Origin of the sequence: Autumnicola patrickiae, from assembly GCF_031846525.1 — a bacterium.
Taxonomy (GTDB): Bacteria; Bacteroidota; Bacteroidia; order Flavobacteriales; family Flavobacteriaceae; genus Autumnicola; species Autumnicola patrickiae.
Window position 1 is genome coordinate 21,542 of sequence record NZ_JAVRHM010000016.1, and the last position, 20,153, is coordinate 41,694.

The window sequence follows — 20,153 nt, forward strand, 5'->3', positions numbered from 1 at the left end:
AGATTAATTTGAACCAGACTTTATCTTCACATATTTTCCACAGCTTCTTCTGCAGTTTCCTGCGGAAAATATTTTGTTTTCTTATTCTCTTATCTGCAAATTCTGTCATTGCCCAAACAGCTCTGGATAGCCTTAGAAATAATTATGAACAGGAAATTCAGGATTCGCTGAAGATTGATTATGCCTTACAATTAAGTCGGGAGATCCATAGAAGAAATCACAACGAAGAAGAAGAATATACCTATGCACAGGATGCCATACAAAGAGCATTAAAGCTGGGAGATACGTTATTGTATGCCCGTAGTTTGGACAATCTTGGACTGCTTTACAGGTATCACCAGGATTATGAGGAAGCCATGCCACTTCACATCAAAGCCTACAACCTGGTGGAAGAAAAGGATATTGATCCTGTACATAAAATGATATTTGCGAACAACGCGGGGGTGGCAGGACGTTATAATCAAAAATATGATTCCTCGATTTCCTATTACATGAAGGCGTTGAAAATTGCAGAAGAAGAAAACAACTTAAGAAATATTGCAATTTCCAGTAACGGTATCGGTAATGCACTGGGAAATATTCAGGGTAGAGAGGAAGAAGCTTTAGCTTATTTTGAACGATCCCTTGAAGCTGAAAAAAAGCGGGACAATAGCCTTGGCGTGGCTATGAATTATCTTTCTATTGCAGATTATTATATAAATAAAAAACAATTTTCTGAAGCCCGGAAATATCTTGATGAATTGCTGAAAATTAATCAGGAAAGGAATGATTTATACGGACTGGCAATTACTTACGAATTCTTCGGAAATTCCTATTTGGTGGAAGGAGAAGACCTGGAAAAGGCCGCTTCCTATTTTGAAGATGCCCTTGCACGATTTGAGAAGTTGGGAGACAGGCATCAGCAGGCGCAGATACTCGGGAGTTTGGGAGAAGTTAAATTGCAGCAGGATGAACTTACTGGTGCACGGGAATATTATGAAAATTCCCTTCAGTTGGCCCGGGATCTGAATCAGTTTGGCCTGATCATGCAAAACTCTTATAAACTTGCTGAAATAAATGAAAAAGAAAATCAGCCTTCCGCAGCTTTAGAATATTTTAAACAAGCCAAAGCTTATGAAGACAGCATAAAACTTTCGGAACAAAATGTTGAAATAGCCGCCCTTATCCGTGAGTATGATATTGAGAAAAAGGAAAGTCAAATTCAATTACTCGAAAAAGACAGGGCGCTGCAACAAACACTTTTAGAGAACCAGGAACAACAGCTTGAAAGGCGCAGGATCTTTATGCTTCTCCTGGGAACAGGGCTTTTTCTAATCCTTATCATCTTTTTTCTACAATACCGTAATTCGCAGACAAAGAAGAGGACAAACGCCAGGATTCTAAAAGAGGAAAAAGAAAAAATGAAGGCAATTTACGAGCGTAACCTTGCCAGGGCAGAAATTCTGGTTACCCGGTTGAGGGTTAATCCTCATTTTTTGTTCAACAGCCTTAATGCTATAACTTACCTCATACAAAGTAATCAAAATGCTAAAGCGATTAAATACCTGGTGGTTTTTAGTCGCTATACAAGAATGGTACTGGAAACCTCCCAAAAACATGTGGTGCCGCTAAGCGAAGAACTTAAGTTGACCCATTATTATCTCACTTTGGAAGAAAATCGTTTTGAAAAAGATTTTACCTATAAGTTTATTGGTGACGATTCCCCTGAAGTTGACAAGGTGCTTATCCCGCCCTTATTGTTGCAGCCGTTTATAGAGAATGCCATCTGGCACGGGCTGTTGCCAAGTAAAAAGGAACAAAAGTCACTGCTAATAGAGATAATTCCCGAAGGGAACAGTATAAAAATAAATATAGATGATAATGGTGTGGGTAGGAATAAAGCAAATACAAAGCCAGCTAAAAAAGCCCATAAAAGCATGGGTACACAAATTATCCAGGAGAGAATAGAATTATATAATAAAAGCTATTCCGGAAATATTCAATATGAAATTATAGATAAAGTAAATAAAGATGGGGAGCCACAGGGCACAAGAATAGTCTTCCATTTATCCCAGGAGAAATCAATTGAAGCACAACCACATGATCAGCTTTAAGGTCAATTTTTCTTTGAAATTGGAGGAGGAAAGCTAAGGAAGGGGGTGTAAAACTACATAAGTCTCCATTATTTTTTTAAAATAATAGTATTACAATGATCTTAAAAACTGGTTAAAATTTTAGCATATGGAGTGGTTTCAGCTAATCTTTCGTGAAATAACAAATGCTTAACAGGCTACCTAAGCCTGGATATCTATTTTTGATTGAAACCTAAAAATAATTTATATGAAATCTATTACAAGTAAATTCTACATACCCCTTTTGGCTGTCCTTATAATGGGGTTAGCAAGTTGTGGTTCTATGAGCACGAGTCCAGACAAGTTAATTTCTGATGCAGAAAAAGCTCAGGAAAAAGTAGCTGAAACCAGTAACAATCTTGAGGAATTATTCCAAAGTTCAGCAGGTTATGCAATTTTTCCTAATGTAGGAAAAGGAGCTTATATTTTGGGAGGAGCTTCAGGAAACGGAGTGCTTTATGAAAACGGAAGCGTACAGGGCTTCACAGAAATGAAACAAGTAGACGTTGGACTTCAAATAGGTGGAAAAGCTTATACTGAAGTTCTTTTCTTCCAGTCAGAATCTGCTTTAGAAGAGTTTAAAAGCGGAGATTATGAATTAACTGCAAGTGCATCTGCTGTTATTCTTGAAAAAGGAAAATCTGCATCTGTAGATTTTCAGGATGGTGTTGGTGTAGTAATTATGCCAAAAGCCGGTGCAATGGCAGGAGTTTCTGTTGGAGGACAGAAGTTTGAATATAGAGACAGATAATATTCTCCATATATAGAGAATTAAAAGCCGGCTGTAAAGCTGGCTTTTTTATGTTAAATAAATAATATGATTAAAAAGCCTGAATTACTCATTTTTGATGTAAATGAAACTTTATTGGACCTTAATCCTTTGAAGGAGTCCGTAAATACTGCAATGCAAAATAATTTCGCATTTGATATCTGGTTTCCTATGCTGCTACAGTATTCCCTGGTGGAAACAGTAACCCATAAATATCACGATTTTTCTGAAATAGGAGTGGCTACATTCAAAATGATAGCTAAAAAAATGAATAGGTCCTTTTCTGAAGAAGAGATAAAGGAAGTTTTAAGCCCAATTAAAAAACTACCTCCTCATCCAGAGGTAATCGAAGCATTGCATAAGCTCCGGGAGCAGGGTTTTAGGATGATAGCATTGACGAACGGGAAACCATCTGTAGCAGAGGAGCAGCTGAAAATGGCAAATATCGATACTTTTTTTGAAGAAATTATTAGTGTGGAAATGGTGAGAAAATATAAGCCCCACAGAGAAACATATGAGTACGTTCTTCAAAAAGCAGGAGTCTCCGGAGAGAATGCGATGTTAATAGCGGCCCACGGCTGGGACATTGCAGGCGCGAAAAGTAGCGGACTAAAAGCTGCGTTCATCAGAAGAAAAGGCAAATCCCTATACCCTCTTGCAGAAAAACCAGATTTGGAGGCAGAAGACCTGCTGGATTTTGTCCATCAAATGGTTTAATTAATACCTGCGGTTCTTACTCCAGATCTTCAGGAGTTTCCAGCATTGTCGGGATCAATTCGCTTACAGTAGGATGGATATGTACGGCATCCCTTATAGTGGTGTACGGTGTTCCTGCATACATCGCATCAATAACAGCGTGTATAACTTCATCGGCGCCTGTTCCAAGAAAGGTCGCACCCAGAATTTTATCAGTTTCAGCTTCAATGTAAATTTTCATCATTCCGCTGGTTTCTCCCATTTCCTGCGCCCTTGCCACCTTACCCATCGGTCTGGAAGCCAGCTTTGCCTTTATTCCTTTTTCTTTAATTTCAGCTTCGTTCATTCCTACCCGTGCGAGTGGTGGATCAATAAATGCTGCGTAGCATGGGATCCGTTCTAATAAACTTCTTTTTTTATGCTGAAGTAGATTAGACTCCACAATTTCGAAGTCGTTGTAAGAAGTGTGGGTAAAAGCTCCTTCGCCATTGCAATCCCCAAGCGCGTAAATATGGGGAACTGACGTCTGCAATTCTTCGTTTACCTTAATATAACCTTTCTTATCCAAATCTACACTGGTATTCTCCAGCCCGATATTTGCCGTATTTGGCACCCGACCTGTGGCGAGTAAGAGATGAGAACCATTAATGTTCTTTTCTGCACCATTTACATTGAAACTGAAATTAACTGAGTTTTGCCCCTGGGAGCCTTTAATATCTTCTGAATTTAAATAAACCTGAATATCCTCATCTTTTAATATCTGAAGTATGGCTTCAGAAACATCTGCGTCCTCCTGTTTCATAAGACGGTCACCGCGGTCCAAAATACTCACTTTACTTCCAAAACGGCGGAACATTTGAGCAAATTCCAATCCAACATAGCCGCCTCCTATAACAACAAGATGCTCAGGAATTTCTTCCAGTTCCAGCATTGTCTTATTAGTATAATAGTTGAGGTTTTTATAAGGTGCCGGAATATTTGGTCTGGAGCCGGTATTAATATAAATTTTTTCTCCCTGTAGTGTATTGTTATCTACCGTGACAGTATGGTCATCTTTAAATTTTGCTTCTCCGCGAAAAACCTGGATATTTTTATTATCCTCCAGCATTTTCTTTATACCCTCGCTGGATTTCTGAACCAGTTGGTCTTTTCTTCTCTTAATGGCTCTCAAATTAACTTTAACCTCACCATCTATGGTGACACCATGCTCCTGACTGTTTTTGGTTATAAATGCCCGCCTTGCACTTGCTACATAGGCCTTGGTTGGGGTGCACCCGGTATTAACACAGGTGCCTCCAAAATCCCCTTTTTCAATGATGGCCACTTTTTGCCCATTTTCGGCAAGACTTGCGGCAAGCGGAGTTCCCGCCTGTCCTGTTCCAATAATTATAGCATCAAATTTCATAGAAAAATGTTTAAAGAGGAACTGATGATTCCCTGTTATAAAGGTCAAAAATTAAATCCAAGGGTAAACATTATCCGGTCGTCCTCATCACTTCTATAGTAGCCAATATTTCCGGTAATGGCGCTAAAGGCATTTATCCAGATGGAGCCGCCATAGTTGTCATGCCACATTTGGGAATCTTCATCTTCTGCCCAGACCCGTCCGTAATCATAACCTAAACTTATCCCTGCTCTTAAAGGTACAAAACCTGTTTCCATTCTTATTAGTCCTGCTCTTAAATCTGTACTCTGGTAAAAGGCAGATTTACCGTTAAAGCGTTCATTTCTATAACCCCTTAAACTGTGGTTTCCGCCAAGGGTGGCACCATGATAAAATTCATAATTGTCCCCGAATATAAATTCGCTACCGAGTTTAGTGGCTAAAACTACAATTCCGCTTTCATGCAGTGGATAGACAATGGAAACCGATGGTTTTAAATATGCAAATTCGTTGTCGTGTTCATCAATATTTCGCTTATAACCTGTAAATAAATCAAATTCTATCCCCCGTCTGGGAAAAGCCAATTGCTGCGGTTTGTTCTTGTATTGAAAAGCAATTTCGGCACCAGCGTATAGTTGATTTTCAAAAAGATCATTTTCTTCATCAAAAACCTGCCCTACATATTCTGAGTCATTTCCTTCAACCTCCAGAGATTCCACCATAGGTTTAAAATGGAAGCGGGCGCCGGTATCATTGCGCCAGATTAGCGACGGGGAGATGCTCCATTGTCGAATACGTACCCGGTTATAATCCATACTCACAGCATCTTCGTTATAGCTGCTTTCATTTCCTCTTCCAAAATAGTTAAGAGTGTAATTAGGGCTTGTATATCTTGCGTCGATCCCGAAATTCCAATTATGAAAGATGTGTGCAAATTCTCCAGAATAATTTACCTCAAAACCTGATGTTGCAAAGTAATAGAAAGCGCTTATGTTGTGCTGTGTCGTAAAAGGATTTCTAGCTAACCCATAAGTGGAAAAGGTATCTGCCAGTCCCACTTTAAATCCTGCATCGGGATCAAATCCTATAGTTGGGAATAATACATTTGTGGTGGTTTTACGTTTTTCCGGATCGTAATTATTAATGTTATAGCTATCTACGAGCCACTTTTTGGCCGATGGGGTTTCAATCGTGTTTTCTTTGCTTTTATAATCATACAGTTTCGCTTTCCTGGTATTGCTGAAATTATAGGTATCATTTTCTTCACCACCCAGAACTTTTAATTTAATAAGCTTATTTCCTTCTCCTTCAATCTTAAATTCGTCATTCCCATCCAATCCATAAATCCATATTTCATCGGTCATCTCCGAATTATAAGTATTCTCAAAAATGATCTTTTCGTCATTTTTTATAACAATCTCTGTTATTCCCTCATCTTTTCGGGTAATCAAAAATTGATCATCCTCCTCTGTTCCTGTAACAACTTCAAATTCCAGGAGATAGGTGTAATAATCTTTCGCGATTGCGAGAAGATTGTCCCGGCGCTCCTTAAGATCTTGTTGAATTCGTTCTATACTTTGATCTTTGGTGTCTTCTGGAAGTGCTTCAAAAGCCGCATCAATTTTTTCGTCTGAAAGCTCATTCTGAATAAATTCCACCTGCTCCTTCCAGTCTTCCCAGGTAGCAGTTTTTATAATAGTTTTGTCTAAAGGATAAGCTGCAACATTAAACCACTTAACGTCTTGCAGTTTTTCTCCGGAGAAACTCTGCATTGCACGCACTTCGGGAACTCCCATCTTTAACAGTTTTACCATGGGTCCGTCATATTTAGAAAAAGCCTGATCCCTGTCTCTGGCTATGGGTTTGTACATCAACCTTCCATCTTCCTGCTCAAACTGCGCCCATCTCCATTGATCCTGATGCCGGTCCCAGTCGCCTATAAGCATGTCAAAAAGACGTGCTTTTATATAAGAACCTTCATGGACATAGGAATCTTTTGTTTCCCGAAGTTCCAAAAGGAGATCTGCAGAACTTAAAATATCATCTGGCGAACCAAAAGTTTCGAATTCTTTGTTTTCATCCCCAACATGTTCCTCCAGCATATAGAGTTTATCACCGTAGCCATTGTTAAAAATCCCCAGTTCCTCCTGTTTAGGGAGATAGACGAGCCTAGGGTTTGCATGATAGATTTCTAAAGGAGCCGAAAGATCATTAACAGCAAAAGGAGCGTATGGATGGGCCGTAGTATAAAAGTCCTGTACAATTCTTTCTGCAAACGTGTTGTCAATCCGGTTGTGTACATAATGAGTTTTGACTTTTGTCTGAATGAATCGAAGGGCACTTTTTCTTATTTCCCGTAAAGTGTATTCGTGTTCATCCTCATCTATTATTCGTAGCGATCTGGACTGGTTACCTCCTCCTTCTGAAATAGGTACCGGGTCGCCCGGGAGATCGTTCAGGAAAAGAACAGGAACTTCTATGTCACGATTATAAACATCGCGGTAATGTTCTCCCCAGAGCCATTCGTAAAATCCGCTCTTGTCAGTTTCTTCGTCGGTATATACAGAAGCTTTATAAGTTTTGCCATAATTCTCTCTAGGTTGGTAGCTTACTTCATCAATCCTGGTGCGTTCTCTTTTTATAAACTTGCTGAAGAGCAGCTTTGGACCCTCAGGAGTTGCTTCATAAAACCGGACAAAGGAGCTTCTGTCCTTAAATACAGTAAGTTTTGTAAAGCCATTTTTGTCTGAAGCAAAATGATCTTCTTCGTGGGCTTTTGCTTTTTCTGTCTTTGCTGCTGCGCCACTAATTATCTGTGGGATACCATCATCTTCCAGGTATTGCATGTTCCTGTCGTTACCAGATACGAAGATCACGTCATCGAACTGGCTCGCAAGGGTTTCCAGTCTGCCCCGCAATTCCTCCATTGCACTATTGTAATAGGATTGTCGGGAAAAACCTCCAATTTTTTCGAAAAACCCCCGTCTTGTGTTAGACATTACGGGATGGTGGATGGCTACAATTATTGTTTTATTTTGTTCGTCTTTAAGATCATCCTTAAATTTAATAAAGAGCTGCTCCCTGGTTTTCTGTTCACATTTGTTGTTAATATATGGATGTTCATCCCAGTCTTCCAGAAACCACTGGGAATCTACCATTACAATTTCTACTTCATCACTAAGCGTTTCAGGTTCACGCGGGCATCCGTCATTAGGCCAGAACTCTGCCTTACTGTTATCCTGCAGGAAAGACTCCATATCATCCAGGTTCTCGTGTCCGCCTCCTTTACGCCATTCGTTTACCCCAGGATTCATTATTACATTCCCGTTAAAATTTTTAAGGGGCTGCAGTAATTTTTTCTGTAAAAAATCTTTAGTGGCTTCTCTTTTCTCCTCGTCTTCCGGATATCCGTTTTCAGTTATATTTCCCAGGAGTACTAAACTCGCATCCTCATCCTGTTGGGAAGCTTCTACAATTTGGCTGAATATACGTTGCGCTGTAGAGCCATCATTAAGCCCTGTATTAGCTGTAAAATAAACAGAATGGGATATTTCTTTTCCTTCAGGTATTTTATCCTGCTGTGCAAACGCAGAGGAAAAGGTGAAAAGAAATATGAGTGCAGTAATTTTTATTGAACAAGATTGTGGAATTTTTAATGTAGTGGGCATATTAGAAACTTAAGTAGGGCTTGTAGCCAGTTTTATAAACTCTCAAAATTGAATAAATTTTCTACAGCATAAAAAAATTTAACGATTTATAACATTTGATTTCACCTAATCAATCCTGTTGCGCTTTAGTGGATTATAACTTATTTTAGCTCAAAAGAATCCCCATTGCGGTATTATTATTTTCTTCTGCTTCTTTTCTCTCAACTTCTGATTTCTCAGGAGCTACCGCCGGTTATTAATTACAATCCAAACGATTATGGAGCAGGGAACCAAAATTGGATGATTGGCCAGGATAAAAACAAGAATTTATATTTTGCCAATGGAGCAGGTTTACTTGAATTTACAGGGGAGAAATGGAACTTATACCCGGTGCCCAATAAAACAATAGTTCGTTCTTTAAAAGTAACCGGCGACAGGATCTATACGGGTGCTTATATGGAAGTGGGCTATTGGAAGAGGAATTCTCAGGGCGTGCTGGAATATATCAGTTTGGTGCAGCAATTTCCACAGGATATTCAAGACGGGGAGCAGTTTTGGGATATAGAATACAGCAATGATCTAATAATTTTTAGAAGTTTCAGGGGTATTTATCTATATAATCCCGGGTCTGATAAGATCGTAGTTTTACCTAATGATGCTGGGCAACCCATTACGAACCTCTTTAAAGTAGATAATGAAATTTTCTTTCAAAAAGCCCAGGCAGGTATTTATACTATACAAAAAGGTCGGCCGGAGCAGGTGATTCCATTTTCTATCCTGGGTGAAATGGAAGTTATGGAGATTTTCCGGCATGAAGGGGACTTGCAAATAGTTACGGCTACGGGAAATTTCTTTAAATGGAATGGTGAAGAAATTGAGCAGAACTTTCAAAGTTTAAGTAACGAGATTAAATATGCAGGATTACTTTCTGCATTAAAACTACCTGATAATAGCATGGTGCTGGGCACTGTGGGAGAAGGTATTTATCATGTATCTGAAAATGGTAAAATTTTCAGTCATTTCGACCAGGAAAACGTACTTCTTAATAATACAGCACTTCATCTTTATCTCGATGATGCTCAAAACATTTGGGCAGGTCTGGATAATGGTATAAGTGTTCTAAACTTGGATTCGTCATTTCGTTTATTTCAGGATAATGCCGGCAGGATTGGATCTGTTTATTGTTCCTTTCAGGATGAAAACTATCTATATCTGGGAACCAATCAGGGGCTTTATTACAAGAACCCGGAAGATCCTGGGTTTAGCTTTATAGAAGGCACCAATGGTCAGGTTTGGAGTTTGCAGATGGAGGGCGGCAACCTTTTCTGTGGACACAATAACGGAACCTATCTTATTAATGAAAATAAGGCTGAAAAAATTTCTGATCGCCTTGGCACCTGGCTTATAAAGGAATTAAAGAATAAACCAGGTTATTTTATTCAGGGTCATTATAACGGGATTAGCTTTCTTAAAAATACTTCTGAAGGTTTTCAAGACCTGCCAATGCTGGAGGAGTTTCCTCATTCCTCAAAATTTATTGAAGTAGAAGGCAGCGGGGATGTCTGGATTAGTAACGAACATAAAGGGGTTTTTAAATTGAATTTGAATGACTCCCTGGATCAGATCACGGAGAGTAGGAACTATGTTATTGATGAAACCACAGGTATTACATCGAGTATATTTCACTTTAATGATACGCTTTACTACGCTTCCAGAAACCGTATTTTACAGTATGTTGAAGCAGAAGATGATTTTTTGCCCGGCAGTGCACTGGCTAAAATACTGGAGGATACAGAAAGGATCTCGGGCAGGTTAATAAATGACGAAAATGGTAAAATTTGGGGCTTCGCCAAAAATTCAGTTTTTAATATAAGTCCTGCCAGTTTAAGTGCTACTTACGAACTTAACGCGGTTTATCTCTCTAAAGAATTTCGGAATATCACTTCTGGGTACGAAAATATAACAATGCTGAGTGACTCCGAGTACCTGCTGGGGATTTCCAATGGTTATGTAAAATTTGATAAAGTTGAAAGTAATATTTATGGTTATGAGGTTCGTATGGATCAGATCACCACATCTGCTCTGGAAGAGTCGCCTCAGTTAATTTCTATGGCCGGCAGTGACCCTTTCCATTATAAAACCAATAACATTAGCTTTCACTATAGCGTGCCGGTTTTTAAAAAGTTCCTGAATCCAGTATATAGTTACAGGCTTTTGGGGCAGAGTGATATGTGGAGTGAATGGAATGAGGTATCACAGGCTAGTTTTGAAAATCTTTCTTTTGGTAATTATAGTTTTGAAGTGAGGGCAAGGGTTGGTGACAGCATAACTGAAACGCTTAGCTATAAATTTGCGATTGACCGGCCCTGGTATTGGAGCTATACTGCAATTATAGCTTATATTTTGCTTTTATTCATCTTACTATACCTGGTGCACATCTTCTATAAAAAAAGGCATCAGAAGCTTATTGAAGAAAACGAAAAAGCACTGCGAATGAAAAACCTGGAAGCAAGGCAAAAGATAATCAAGCTGGAAAATGAACGCCTGGAACAGGATATGGTTAATAAGAACAGGGAGCTTGCAGTTTCAACCATGAGCCTTATTAAAAAGAATGAATTTCTTTCCAGTATTAAAAAGCAGTTGCAGAAATCTGAATCTGCTAAAGTAAAGTCTGTTATTAAAACCATAGATCAGGATATTAGTGAGGAGGATAACTGGAACTTCTTTAAAAAGGCATTTAGCAATGCAGATAAAGATTTCTTTAAGAAGATGAAAACAAAACATCCGGAGCTAACTTCCAACGATCTAAAACTTTGTGCATATCTGAGGTTAAATTTATCTTCAAAGGAAATTGCTCCGCTGTTAAATATTTCAGTAAAAAGTGTCGAAATTAAGCGATATCGTTTGCGAAAAAAGATGAATTTGCCGCGTGAGAAGAATCTTACCGATTATATCCTGGAAATATAACCTATACAAGACATTCCGAAAACTCTACATCACCTCTACATGAGCAGAGAATACCTATTTTTTTACTTCTTTACCATTTAATATTTCGTAGTGCCATAATTTGCCACAATAACAATATCAGCAGCTTTTAATGAGATTTTGATAAGTTTTTAATGTTTCGAAGCTGTTTGTAGATTTTTTGTAAAGGTAGATTCTGATGCTACTTAACATCTCTATCTATATATTGCTTTAACAATTTTTAATAATCAATCAAATGAAGAAATTCGCATGCTATTTAATTGTCTTCTTAAGTGGAACTTTATCTGCATTTTCTCAATCTTTCCCCGTTCAGGGAATTGTGACTGATGAGGATAATATGCCATTACTTGGAGTCAATGTAATTGTCAAAAATGAATCAAGGGGTACTACAACAGATTTTGATGGAAACTTCACCATAGATAATTTATCTGCCGGGGATGTTCTACAGTTTTCCTATATAGGTTTTGTTCCCCGGGAAGTCACAATTAATAATCAGGAGGATCTGGATATTGTTCTTCAGGAAGATAATGAGGCTTTAGAAGAAGTTGTCGTTATTGGGTATGGAACCCAGCAACGAAAAGATGTTACGGGTGCCGTCTCCACAGTTTCGAATTCTACAATAGAGGAGATGAAACCTATTAAACTGGAGCAGGCTCTGCAAGGTACTGCAGCAGGAGTTAATGTCACCCCTTCGTCTGGTGCGCCTGGTGCCGGAATTAACATCAATATACGTGGTGTGGCTTCCAATACAGTAAATGGTCCGCTGGTATTAATAGATGGATACCAGGGGGATCTTTCTACGCTAAATCCAAATGATGTAGAATCTATTTCTATTTTAAAGGATGCTCAGGCTGCAATTTATGGTATTGCAGGTGCCAACGGGGTGGTTTTGGTTACAACAAAATCTGGTAAGAAAAATACAGCACCTTCTGTTAGGTACGATACTTATTATGGAATTCAGGAAACTTCCAGAAAAATTCCGTTGCTAAATGCTACAGAATATGCTTTGCTTTTAAATGAAAGCTATGCCAATAATGGCCAAAATTTACCATACACTGATGTAAGTGGACTTGGAGAAGGAACAGATTTTCAGGATGAGGTTCTCGAAACAGCTCCTATTATAAGTCATGATTTAAGTCTTTCAGGGGGATCTGAGAAGGTAACGTACGCTGCAGGTGCTTCGCATCTTTACCAAAAAGGTATTATTGGAGGCGATAAATCAGATTTCACCAGGAGTACAGCTAGAATTAGCCTTGGAGTTGATATTAGCGAGATGTTTGATTTTAACCTGAATACCATTTACACTAATATCGAAAGACACTCTATAAATGAAAACGGACTGGGATCTGTTTTGTTTAATGCTTTAAACATAGCGCCGACTTTTGCTGTAGATCAGGAAGATCTCGAGGGAAGACTAGGTAATGAGATAATCAATCCTCTGGCCCAGATAGAAAATACCTTTAACGATTATAACCTTAACAAATTTAATGGGTCCGGAAGCCTTATTTTTACCCCAATTCCTCAGCTGGAATTTACTTCCAGGATTGGTTACAGCCTTTCTTTAAGTAAAGGAAAGGATTTTGCTCCCATAATAAATTACGGCCCAGGTAAGGTTTTTAATAATGTAAGAAGCCAGGTGAACCAGAACAGGATTAATGATAACAGCTATACCTACGATTTATTCGGTACTTACGAAGATAGATTTGCAGAGGATCATCACATAACTGCAACCGGAGGGATGACTGTTATTAAAAACTGGGGTGATGGCTTGTATGCTACAGGATTTGATGTCCCTAATAATTCATGGGAATTTGCAGATATCAGTCTGACTACCGGAACTAATGACGGTATAAACAACGACTCGTATAAATATGATGTTCGAAAACTGTCATTTTTCGGTCGTGTTCAATATGACTTTCAGGGAAAATATTTGATTTCAGGAATGCTTCGGCGTGATTCCTCCACAAGGTTTGGACCCGATAACCGGGTAGGATATTTCCCTTCGGTAACCGGTGGATGGATCCTTTCTGAAGAGGGTTTCATGGAAGATTCCGAAGTAATTTCTTTCCTGAAAATAAGAGGAAGTTATGGAATATTGGGTAATGATGAAGCCGGTGGACAGGAATCTGGAGGAAACGTTACCGGTGCAAACCAATTTTACCGATCTTTATTAGATGGAGAAGCTACCTATGTTTTAGATGGTTCTTTGGTAAACGGAACTGCGCTTGGAGTTCTGGCTAATCCTGCCGCAGGATGGGAAGAAGCTCAAAAAACCAACATCGGTGTGGATCTGCGTTTGTTCAATAATAAATTTGATATTACCGCAGATGTGTTTAGGGAAGACCGTAAAGACCTGTTAATAGCAGGCATTCCTGTCTCCGGAATTTTTGGAGGAGGGGCACCTGGGGCAGGAGCTCCTACAATTAATGCCGGAACTACAAGAAATGAAGGTGTTGAATTCGCGATAAAATATTCTGAATATTTTAGTGAAGATTTCAGTTTCAACATAAATTACAACGCCACTTTACTTCGTAATGAGGTAACTGAAGTTAACGGAACAGAGTTCCTGCCGGGTGGTCAATTTGGGGTAGGGCAGCCACAGCCTTCTCGCTTCCAGGCTGGTTTTCCCGTAGGTTATTTCTACGGATATAAAACCGACGGTATCTTCCAGACACAGGCAGAGGTAGATGCAGCACCTTCTCAAACCTCCCTTGGGGCAACCCCCGCTCCTGGCGATCTAAGATATGTAGACACAAACGGGGACGGAGTGATTACAACAGATGACCGTACCAATATTGGAGATCCTATTCCAACGGCAACTATGGGTTTTAATATCAATGTGAATTATAAAAACTGGGATTTCACAGCCTATACTTATGCTTCTTTGGGTAATGATATGGTAAGGAACTATGAAAGAAGTCAGCCAAATGTAAACCGTCACGCATATTATCTGGACAGGTGGACAGGACCCGGAACAAGTACAGAAGTCCCAAGAGTAACTACAGGGGCTACTACAAACCTTGCTTTTTCAGATTTTTATGTTGAAGATGCTTCCTACGCGAGAATACAAAATGTACAGCTGGGGTATTCCCTGCCTGAAGATGCATTTTCAGATGTAGGTATTACAGGATTGAGGATTTACGCTTCAGTAAACAACCTTTACACATTTACAGATTATAAAGGCTATGATCCTTCTGCCTCTACAGGAGAAGCAATTGGAGGTGGTATAGACTATGGGTTCTATCCTCTTCCAAGAATATTTATGGCAGGACTTAATCTTAACTTTTAAAAAACTACAACATGAAGACATATAATCTAAACAAACCGGTTTTACTGCTTCTAGCACTTTTGATGTGCTTAGGTTGTAGTGAAGATTACCTGGAGAAAACCGAAGAATATACTATTGACTCTGAAAATTATTTTAATTCTGAAGAAGAATATTACAACGCGCTTATAGGTGTTTATGATGTTCTTCAATCCACTTATGTAAATGTTATTTTGGGGGAAATTGCTTCCGATAATACGGTGAGTGGAGGAGAAAGCGCTACCGATGTAATAGGATGGCAACAGGTAGACGATATGCAGCATACTCCGGTTAACGATAACCTGGACGATGTTTGGGACTGGAATTTCGCCGGAGTGCAAAGGGCCAATTACATCCTGGAATTTGAAGACAAAACAGATTTTGAAGGAAAAGAGCAAATAATTGCAGAGACAAGGTTCCTTAGAGCCTACTTTACTTTTGAACTGGTCAAATGGTTTGGTCCAATTCCGTTAAAAGGGGATGAGCGGTTTGTGCTCGGAGATGAGAAATCCATTCCGCGTGCTCCTGTAAGCGAAGTATATGCTCAGATAGAGTCAGACCTTCAATATGCTATTGAACATCTGGATTATACTGCTCCGCAAACAGGACGTGCTACAAAAGGAGCCGCACAGGCCTTGCTTGGAAAAGCACATTTATACCAGGATGAATTTTCTGAGTCTGCCAGCGTACTTACAGATTTAATTGATAACGGACCTTATTCCCTTTCCAATTTTGCCACCTTGTTCGAACAGGAAGGAGAGAATAATGAGGAATCTGTTTTTGAAGTACAGTATACAGGAGAAGAAGGTGCGGGCTTCGATTGTTTGCAGTGTAGTGAAGGTAATGTTGCAGTAGGATTTCAGGGTATCAGGAATTACTCCGGACCTGTTTTTGAGCCTGGATTTGGTTTTAATCTTCCGGTACAGGAGGCTTACGATATGTTTGGTGAAAATGATATTCGTAGAGATCTTTCAGTTTTAAATATTGAAGAATGGACAGAAGAAACCGGTGCCACCTACGCTATAGGTAATGTAGAAAAACACACAGGGTTTTATAACCGCAAATACCTTCCGCGTCAGAATAATAACGTGGGAGATGCCAACTTAACTCAGCCTAATAATTACCGGGCAATACGTTATGCCGATGTGCTTTTAATGGCTGCGGAAGCTTTAAACCGTGGAGGAATAGATGATGGAAGAGCGAGAACTTACCTTAATATGGTAAGGGATAGGGCTGGTCTTGATCCCGTAACTGTTTCCGGAAACAATTTAACTGAAGCAATTTACGACGAAAGAAGAAAGGAACTCGTTGGTGAAGGCCATAGATTCTTTGACCTTGTTCGTACAGGAAGGGCAGCGGCGAATATTGACGGATTTGTTTCTGGTAAACATGAAGTATTTCCTGTTCCGCTGGAAGAAATTGAATTTTCTGAAGGAAACTGGGATCAAAATTCTAATTACTAAAATCAGCATGAATTACCGGCTTGCTTCAAAATGGGCGGGTATTAAAATCTAGAAATATGAAAAAACATTTAAAAATAATCCTGTCGTTAGTGCTCTCAGCAGCTTTGTTTAGCTGTAGCGAAGATGACGATGCAATGGTAGACCTGAGCACTCTTGAAGCTCCTTCTAATCTGGGTGCTACTTTTGAAATTACCCAGGATAATTCCGGGCTGGTAACCATTATTCCCACCGGCGAAGGAGCCGTGCTTTATACGGTAGATTTTGGAGATGGTTCTCCTGCTTCCGAAGAACTTAAAGTAGGGCAACAGGTGGAACATGTATATGAAGAAGGCCAGTATGAAGTTGGAATTACCGGTCAAAATTTAAATGGGGAAACCGCACAGGGAACGCAGTCGCTAACTGTTTCTTTCCTTGCACCCGAGAATCTGGAGACAACCATAACAAAAGATCCAAACGATAATTATACCGTTACAGTTTCGGCTACTGCAGAAAATGCGGCAATGTATCAGGTGTTTTTTGGCGAAAATGAAGATGAGGAGCCTGTGCCATTAATGGAAGGAGAAACCGTTTCTTACACTTACAACAACATAGGCACCTACAATGTGCGCGTAGTTGCTTTAAGTGGAGGCGCGGCAACTACTGAAGTTAATGAAGAGGTTACAATTACAGATCCTTTGTTCCTTCCTATAGATTTTGAATCTGAAACTCTGGACTATACGTTCAGCAATTTTGGAGGTGGAGAAGGTGCCGGAGTGCCAATTGTAGAAAATCCAGATCCTTCAGAAGTAAATTCCAGTGAATTGGTGGCTTCTTATACCAAACCAGAAAATTCTGAAACATGGGCAGGAACAAGTATTCCGCTTGGAGAGCCGATAGATTTTTCCTCCAGACGTTATATAAGTGTGGACGTATGGTCGCCAATTGAGGGGGCAGATGTACTCTTTAAAATTGAAAATATCGACAATGCGGATATTAATGTAGAAGTAAGAGCAACAACTACAGTAAGTAATGAGTGGGAAACCCTAACCTTTGACCTTACCTCGATAGATCCTGCACAAGAATACAGCAATCTGGTACTGTTCTTTAATATGGATGTTGCGGGAACTGGTGAGACTTACTATTTTGACAATATCAGGCAAACAACTTTGGTACAGTTTAAGTTGCCAATCACTTTTGACAATCCAAACCTTGCTTACAATTTTGGGGTATTTAACGGAACCTCTTTTGAGGTTGTGGAAAATCCTGACCAGTCTGGTGTAAATACCTCCAGTTCACAGGTTGGGGCAATTACAAATTCCGGAAATAATTGGGAAGGTGGAGCATTTAATCTGGATGTGCCGGTTGATTTTAGTGGTGAGGATAAAACTATCACTATGAAATTATGGTCTGATGTAGCTGTTCCTGTTTTACTCAAGTTCGAAAATGGGGTAAATGGCGAGCGCCAAAACGAAGTTACAGCCAACCACAGTGGATCTGGCTGGGAAGAATTAAGCTTCAATTTTGCTGCAGATGCGGTCACAAGCTATGTTGACGGAGCATCAGATAACGGGCAGGCATTTGTGCCTACAGGACACTATTCTACCATGGTGATGTTTATTGATGGACCTGGTAATACAGCAGGTACTTTTTATATTGATGATATCTCTTTAGGTGGGGTTCAGGTAATATCACTTTTCAGTGACCTGGGGGATGATGTACCTCTAGCTACCTGGCGTACCGACTGGTCTGCGACAGATTATGAAGAAGTGGAATTCGAGGGTGAGCTTAGAAAACTGTACAGCAATTTTGATTTTGTTGGAATAGAAACCGGGGAAAATCAAATTGATGCTTCAGAAATGACTCATTTCCATACCGAAATCTGGACAGATAATGCCACTGTTTTCAGGATCAAATTAGTCGATTTCGGACCGAACGGAATCTACCAGGGAGGAGATGATACTGAGCATGAGATCGTAATAGAGAATCCGGCACAGGGAGAATGGGTAAGCCTGGATATTCCATTGTCAGATTTTACCAATCTTACCAGTAAAGCAAATATTGCGCAGTTTATTTATTCTGCTGCACCTTCCGGAGAGGCAACGGTTTATATCGATAATGTGTATTTCCATAATTAGAATTAAAAAAGTATAAAAGATGAAAAAAATATATATAAATATAAGTCTGTTGCTAAGCCTTCTGTTTGTGCTTAACAGTTGCGAGGAAGAAGACTATGATATTGGAGAAATTACAACACCCACCAATCTTACTGTAGAAACCGAAGTTCTTGGTGTTACAGAAGAAATGCCTGATGGTGATGGTAGTGGTGCTGTGACTTTTAATGCATCGGCAGATAATGCCATTACCTATAAATTTATCTATGGGGATGGCTTTGAAGAAGTTTCTTACGATGGCACGACCACTCATAATTTTAATGAAAATGGAGTAAACGATTATACGGTCACTGTAATTGCTTCGGGTACGGGTGGAGTATCTTCAAACCTCACTACAACGGTGACGGTTTTTAGTGATTTTAGTGATCCTGAGACCAAGCAATTGCTTACTGGTGGAAGTTCCAAAACCTGGTATGTAGCGGCTGCACAACCTGCTCATTTGGGTGTTGGTCCTGCAAGTGGTGGTGCGCCAGATTTGTTTACTCCTGTATACTATGCTGCCGCTCCTTTTGAGAAAGCAGGAGCTGATGTTAGTTCCTGTCTTTATGAAGGCGAGCTTACCTTTAGTTTAGAAGGAGAAGAAATTATTTATAATCAGAATAATATGGGAAGTACCTTCTTTAATGCTTCCTATGGTGCAGATTTCGGCGGAAGCGGAGCAGAGGATCAATGCCTGGAATATGATACCTCAGGACCAAAGGCTGTTTCTTTATCACCTGCTACTTCAGGAATACCTGAAGATAATTCTACAGGTACGGTAATTAATATCGCCGGTGGCGGATTCATGAGCTACTATTTTGGTGCAAGTTCTTATGAGGTTCTTTCTATAGATGAAAATACGATGCACGTAAGGGGAGTGATGGGCAATGACCCTTCACTGGCATGGTACCTTAAGTTCACCACTTCCCAGGGAGCGGAAGAACCTGAAGAACCTGAAGAATTTGAAACAGAATTTGAAGAGCTCACATGGTCTCAGGAATTTGATGAGCCTTTAGATACAGAACTTTGGAATTTTGAAACAGGAAATGGCGAAAACGGCTGGGGAAATGAGGAAGCACAGTATTATACTGAAGATAACGCTGAGGTTGTAGATGGCAATCTTGTAATTACTGCAAGAGCTGAAGAGATGAACGGCTTCGATTATACCTCCTCCAGAATCACCACTCAGGATAATTTTGAGTTTACCTACGGAAGGGTGGAAGCAAGAGCTAAACTTCCTGAAGGTGCAGGAACATGGCCGGCAATTTGGTTGCTGGGTGCAGATATAGCAGAAGTTGGCTGGCCAGAAACCGGGGAAATAGACATTATGGAGCACGTGGGGAACCAACAGAATACCATTCATGGTACACTGCATTATCCCGGAAGGTCTGCAGGTAATGCAGATGGGGATTCAATTCTCGTAGAGAACGTTTCTTCAGAATTCCATACCTATACCATGGAATGGTCTTCAGAAAGAATTGTCTTTCTTGTAGATGGTGTGGTTTACCATACCTACCAGAACAATCCCGATTCTCCTTTTAATAAAGACTTCTTCCTTATCCTAAACGTAGCAATGGGAGGAACTTTTGGGGGTGAAATAGCTGAAGATTTCGAGGAATCTTCAATGGAAATAGACTACATAAGGGTATATCAATAAAATCAGAT

The 20,153-nt window shown here is 39.7% G+C and carries 10 protein-coding genes; 8 read left to right on the plus strand and 2 right to left on the minus strand.

Annotated elements, in window-relative coordinates:
- Positions 1-8 precede the first annotated feature (8 nt).
- The 3 genes from RM549_RS13570 to RM549_RS13580 all read left to right on the plus strand — a co-directional run bounded on the left by RM549_RS13570 (position 9) and on the right by RM549_RS13580 (position 3,597).
- Entirely contained in the window at positions 9-2,093 is a 2,085-nt protein-coding gene (locus RM549_RS13570) for a tetratricopeptide repeat-containing sensor histidine kinase (RefSeq protein ID WP_311685723.1), read from the plus strand.
- A 226-nt stretch (positions 2,094-2,319) separates the two neighbouring features.
- Positions 2,320-2,862: a lipid-binding SYLF domain-containing protein gene (locus RM549_RS13575; RefSeq protein WP_311685725.1), complete on the plus strand. Its 543-nt coding sequence runs from the start codon at positions 2,320-2,322 to the stop codon at positions 2,860-2,862.
- A gap of 66 nt (positions 2,863-2,928) precedes the next feature.
- Complete coding sequence (locus RM549_RS13580) at positions 2,929-3,597, plus strand: haloacid dehalogenase type II (protein ID WP_311685727.1); 669 nt, start codon at positions 2,929-2,931, stop codon at positions 3,595-3,597.
- A gap of 16 nt (positions 3,598-3,613) precedes the next feature.
- On the opposite strand, the gene RM549_RS13585 is transcribed toward RM549_RS13580, so the two are convergent.
- Positions 3,614-4,981 (minus strand): FAD-containing oxidoreductase, encoded by a 1,368-nt coding sequence (locus RM549_RS13585; RefSeq protein WP_311685729.1) that lies wholly within the window; start codon positions 4,979-4,981, stop codon positions 3,614-3,616.
- A 44-nt stretch (positions 4,982-5,025) separates the two neighbouring features.
- On the minus strand, positions 5,026-8,628 hold the full coding sequence (locus RM549_RS13590; protein ID WP_311685731.1) for a metallophosphatase: 3,603 nt from the start codon (positions 8,626-8,628) through the stop codon (positions 5,026-5,028).
- Positions 8,629-8,793: 165 nt separating this feature from the next.
- Here RM549_RS13590 and RM549_RS13595 point away from each other — a divergent pair, with 165 nt between their 5' ends.
- The 5 genes from RM549_RS13595 to RM549_RS13615 all read left to right on the plus strand — a co-directional run bounded on the left by RM549_RS13595 (position 8,794) and on the right by RM549_RS13615 (position 20,145).
- On the plus strand, positions 8,794-11,574 hold the full coding sequence (locus tag RM549_RS13595) for a helix-turn-helix and ligand-binding sensor domain-containing protein (RefSeq protein WP_311685736.1): 2,781 nt from the start codon (positions 8,794-8,796) through the stop codon (positions 11,572-11,574).
- A gap of 253 nt (positions 11,575-11,827) precedes the next feature.
- Entirely contained in the window at positions 11,828-14,881 is a 3,054-nt protein-coding gene (locus RM549_RS13600; RefSeq protein WP_311685738.1) for a SusC/RagA family TonB-linked outer membrane protein, read from the plus strand.
- 11 nt (positions 14,882-14,892) lie between these two features.
- Positions 14,893-16,359 (plus strand): RagB/SusD family nutrient uptake outer membrane protein, encoded by a 1,467-nt coding sequence (locus RM549_RS13605; RefSeq protein WP_311685740.1) that lies wholly within the window; start codon positions 14,893-14,895, stop codon positions 16,357-16,359.
- Positions 16,360-16,415: 56 nt separating this feature from the next.
- On the plus strand, positions 16,416-18,473 hold the full coding sequence (locus RM549_RS13610; RefSeq protein ID WP_311685742.1) for a hypothetical protein: 2,058 nt from the start codon (positions 16,416-16,418) through the stop codon (positions 18,471-18,473).
- A gap of 19 nt (positions 18,474-18,492) precedes the next feature.
- A complete protein-coding gene (locus tag RM549_RS13615) occupies positions 18,493-20,145 on the plus strand; it encodes a family 16 glycosylhydrolase (RefSeq protein WP_311685744.1) in 1,653 nt (550 codons plus the stop codon).
- Positions 20,146-20,153 lie beyond the last annotated feature (8 nt).

Bases quoted from the DNA above. Each gene is read 5' to 3' on its own strand.
- RM549_RS13580 (WP_311685727.1), top strand. From the start codon at position 2,929: ATGATTAAAAAGCCTGAATTACTCATTTTTGATGTAAATGAAACTTTA.
- RM549_RS13605 (WP_311685740.1), top strand. From the start codon at position 14,893: ATGAAGACATATAATCTAAACAAACCGGTTTTACTGCTTCTAGCACTT.
- RM549_RS13575 (WP_311685725.1), top strand. From the start codon at position 2,320: ATGAAATCTATTACAAGTAAATTCTACATACCCCTTTTGGCTGTCCTT.
- RM549_RS13585 (WP_311685729.1), bottom strand. From the start codon at position 4,981: ATGAAATTTGATGCTATAATTATTGGAACAGGACAGGCGGGAACTCCG.
- RM549_RS13610 (WP_311685742.1), top strand. From the start codon at position 16,416: ATGAAAAAACATTTAAAAATAATCCTGTCGTTAGTGCTCTCAGCAGCT.
- RM549_RS13600 (WP_311685738.1), top strand. From the start codon at position 11,828: ATGAAGAAATTCGCATGCTATTTAATTGTCTTCTTAAGTGGAACTTTA.
- RM549_RS13590 (WP_311685731.1), bottom strand. From the start codon at position 8,628: ATGCCCACTACATTAAAAATTCCACAATCTTGTTCAATAAAAATTACT.
- RM549_RS13615 (WP_311685744.1), top strand. From the start codon at position 18,493: ATGAAAAAAATATATATAAATATAAGTCTGTTGCTAAGCCTTCTGTTT.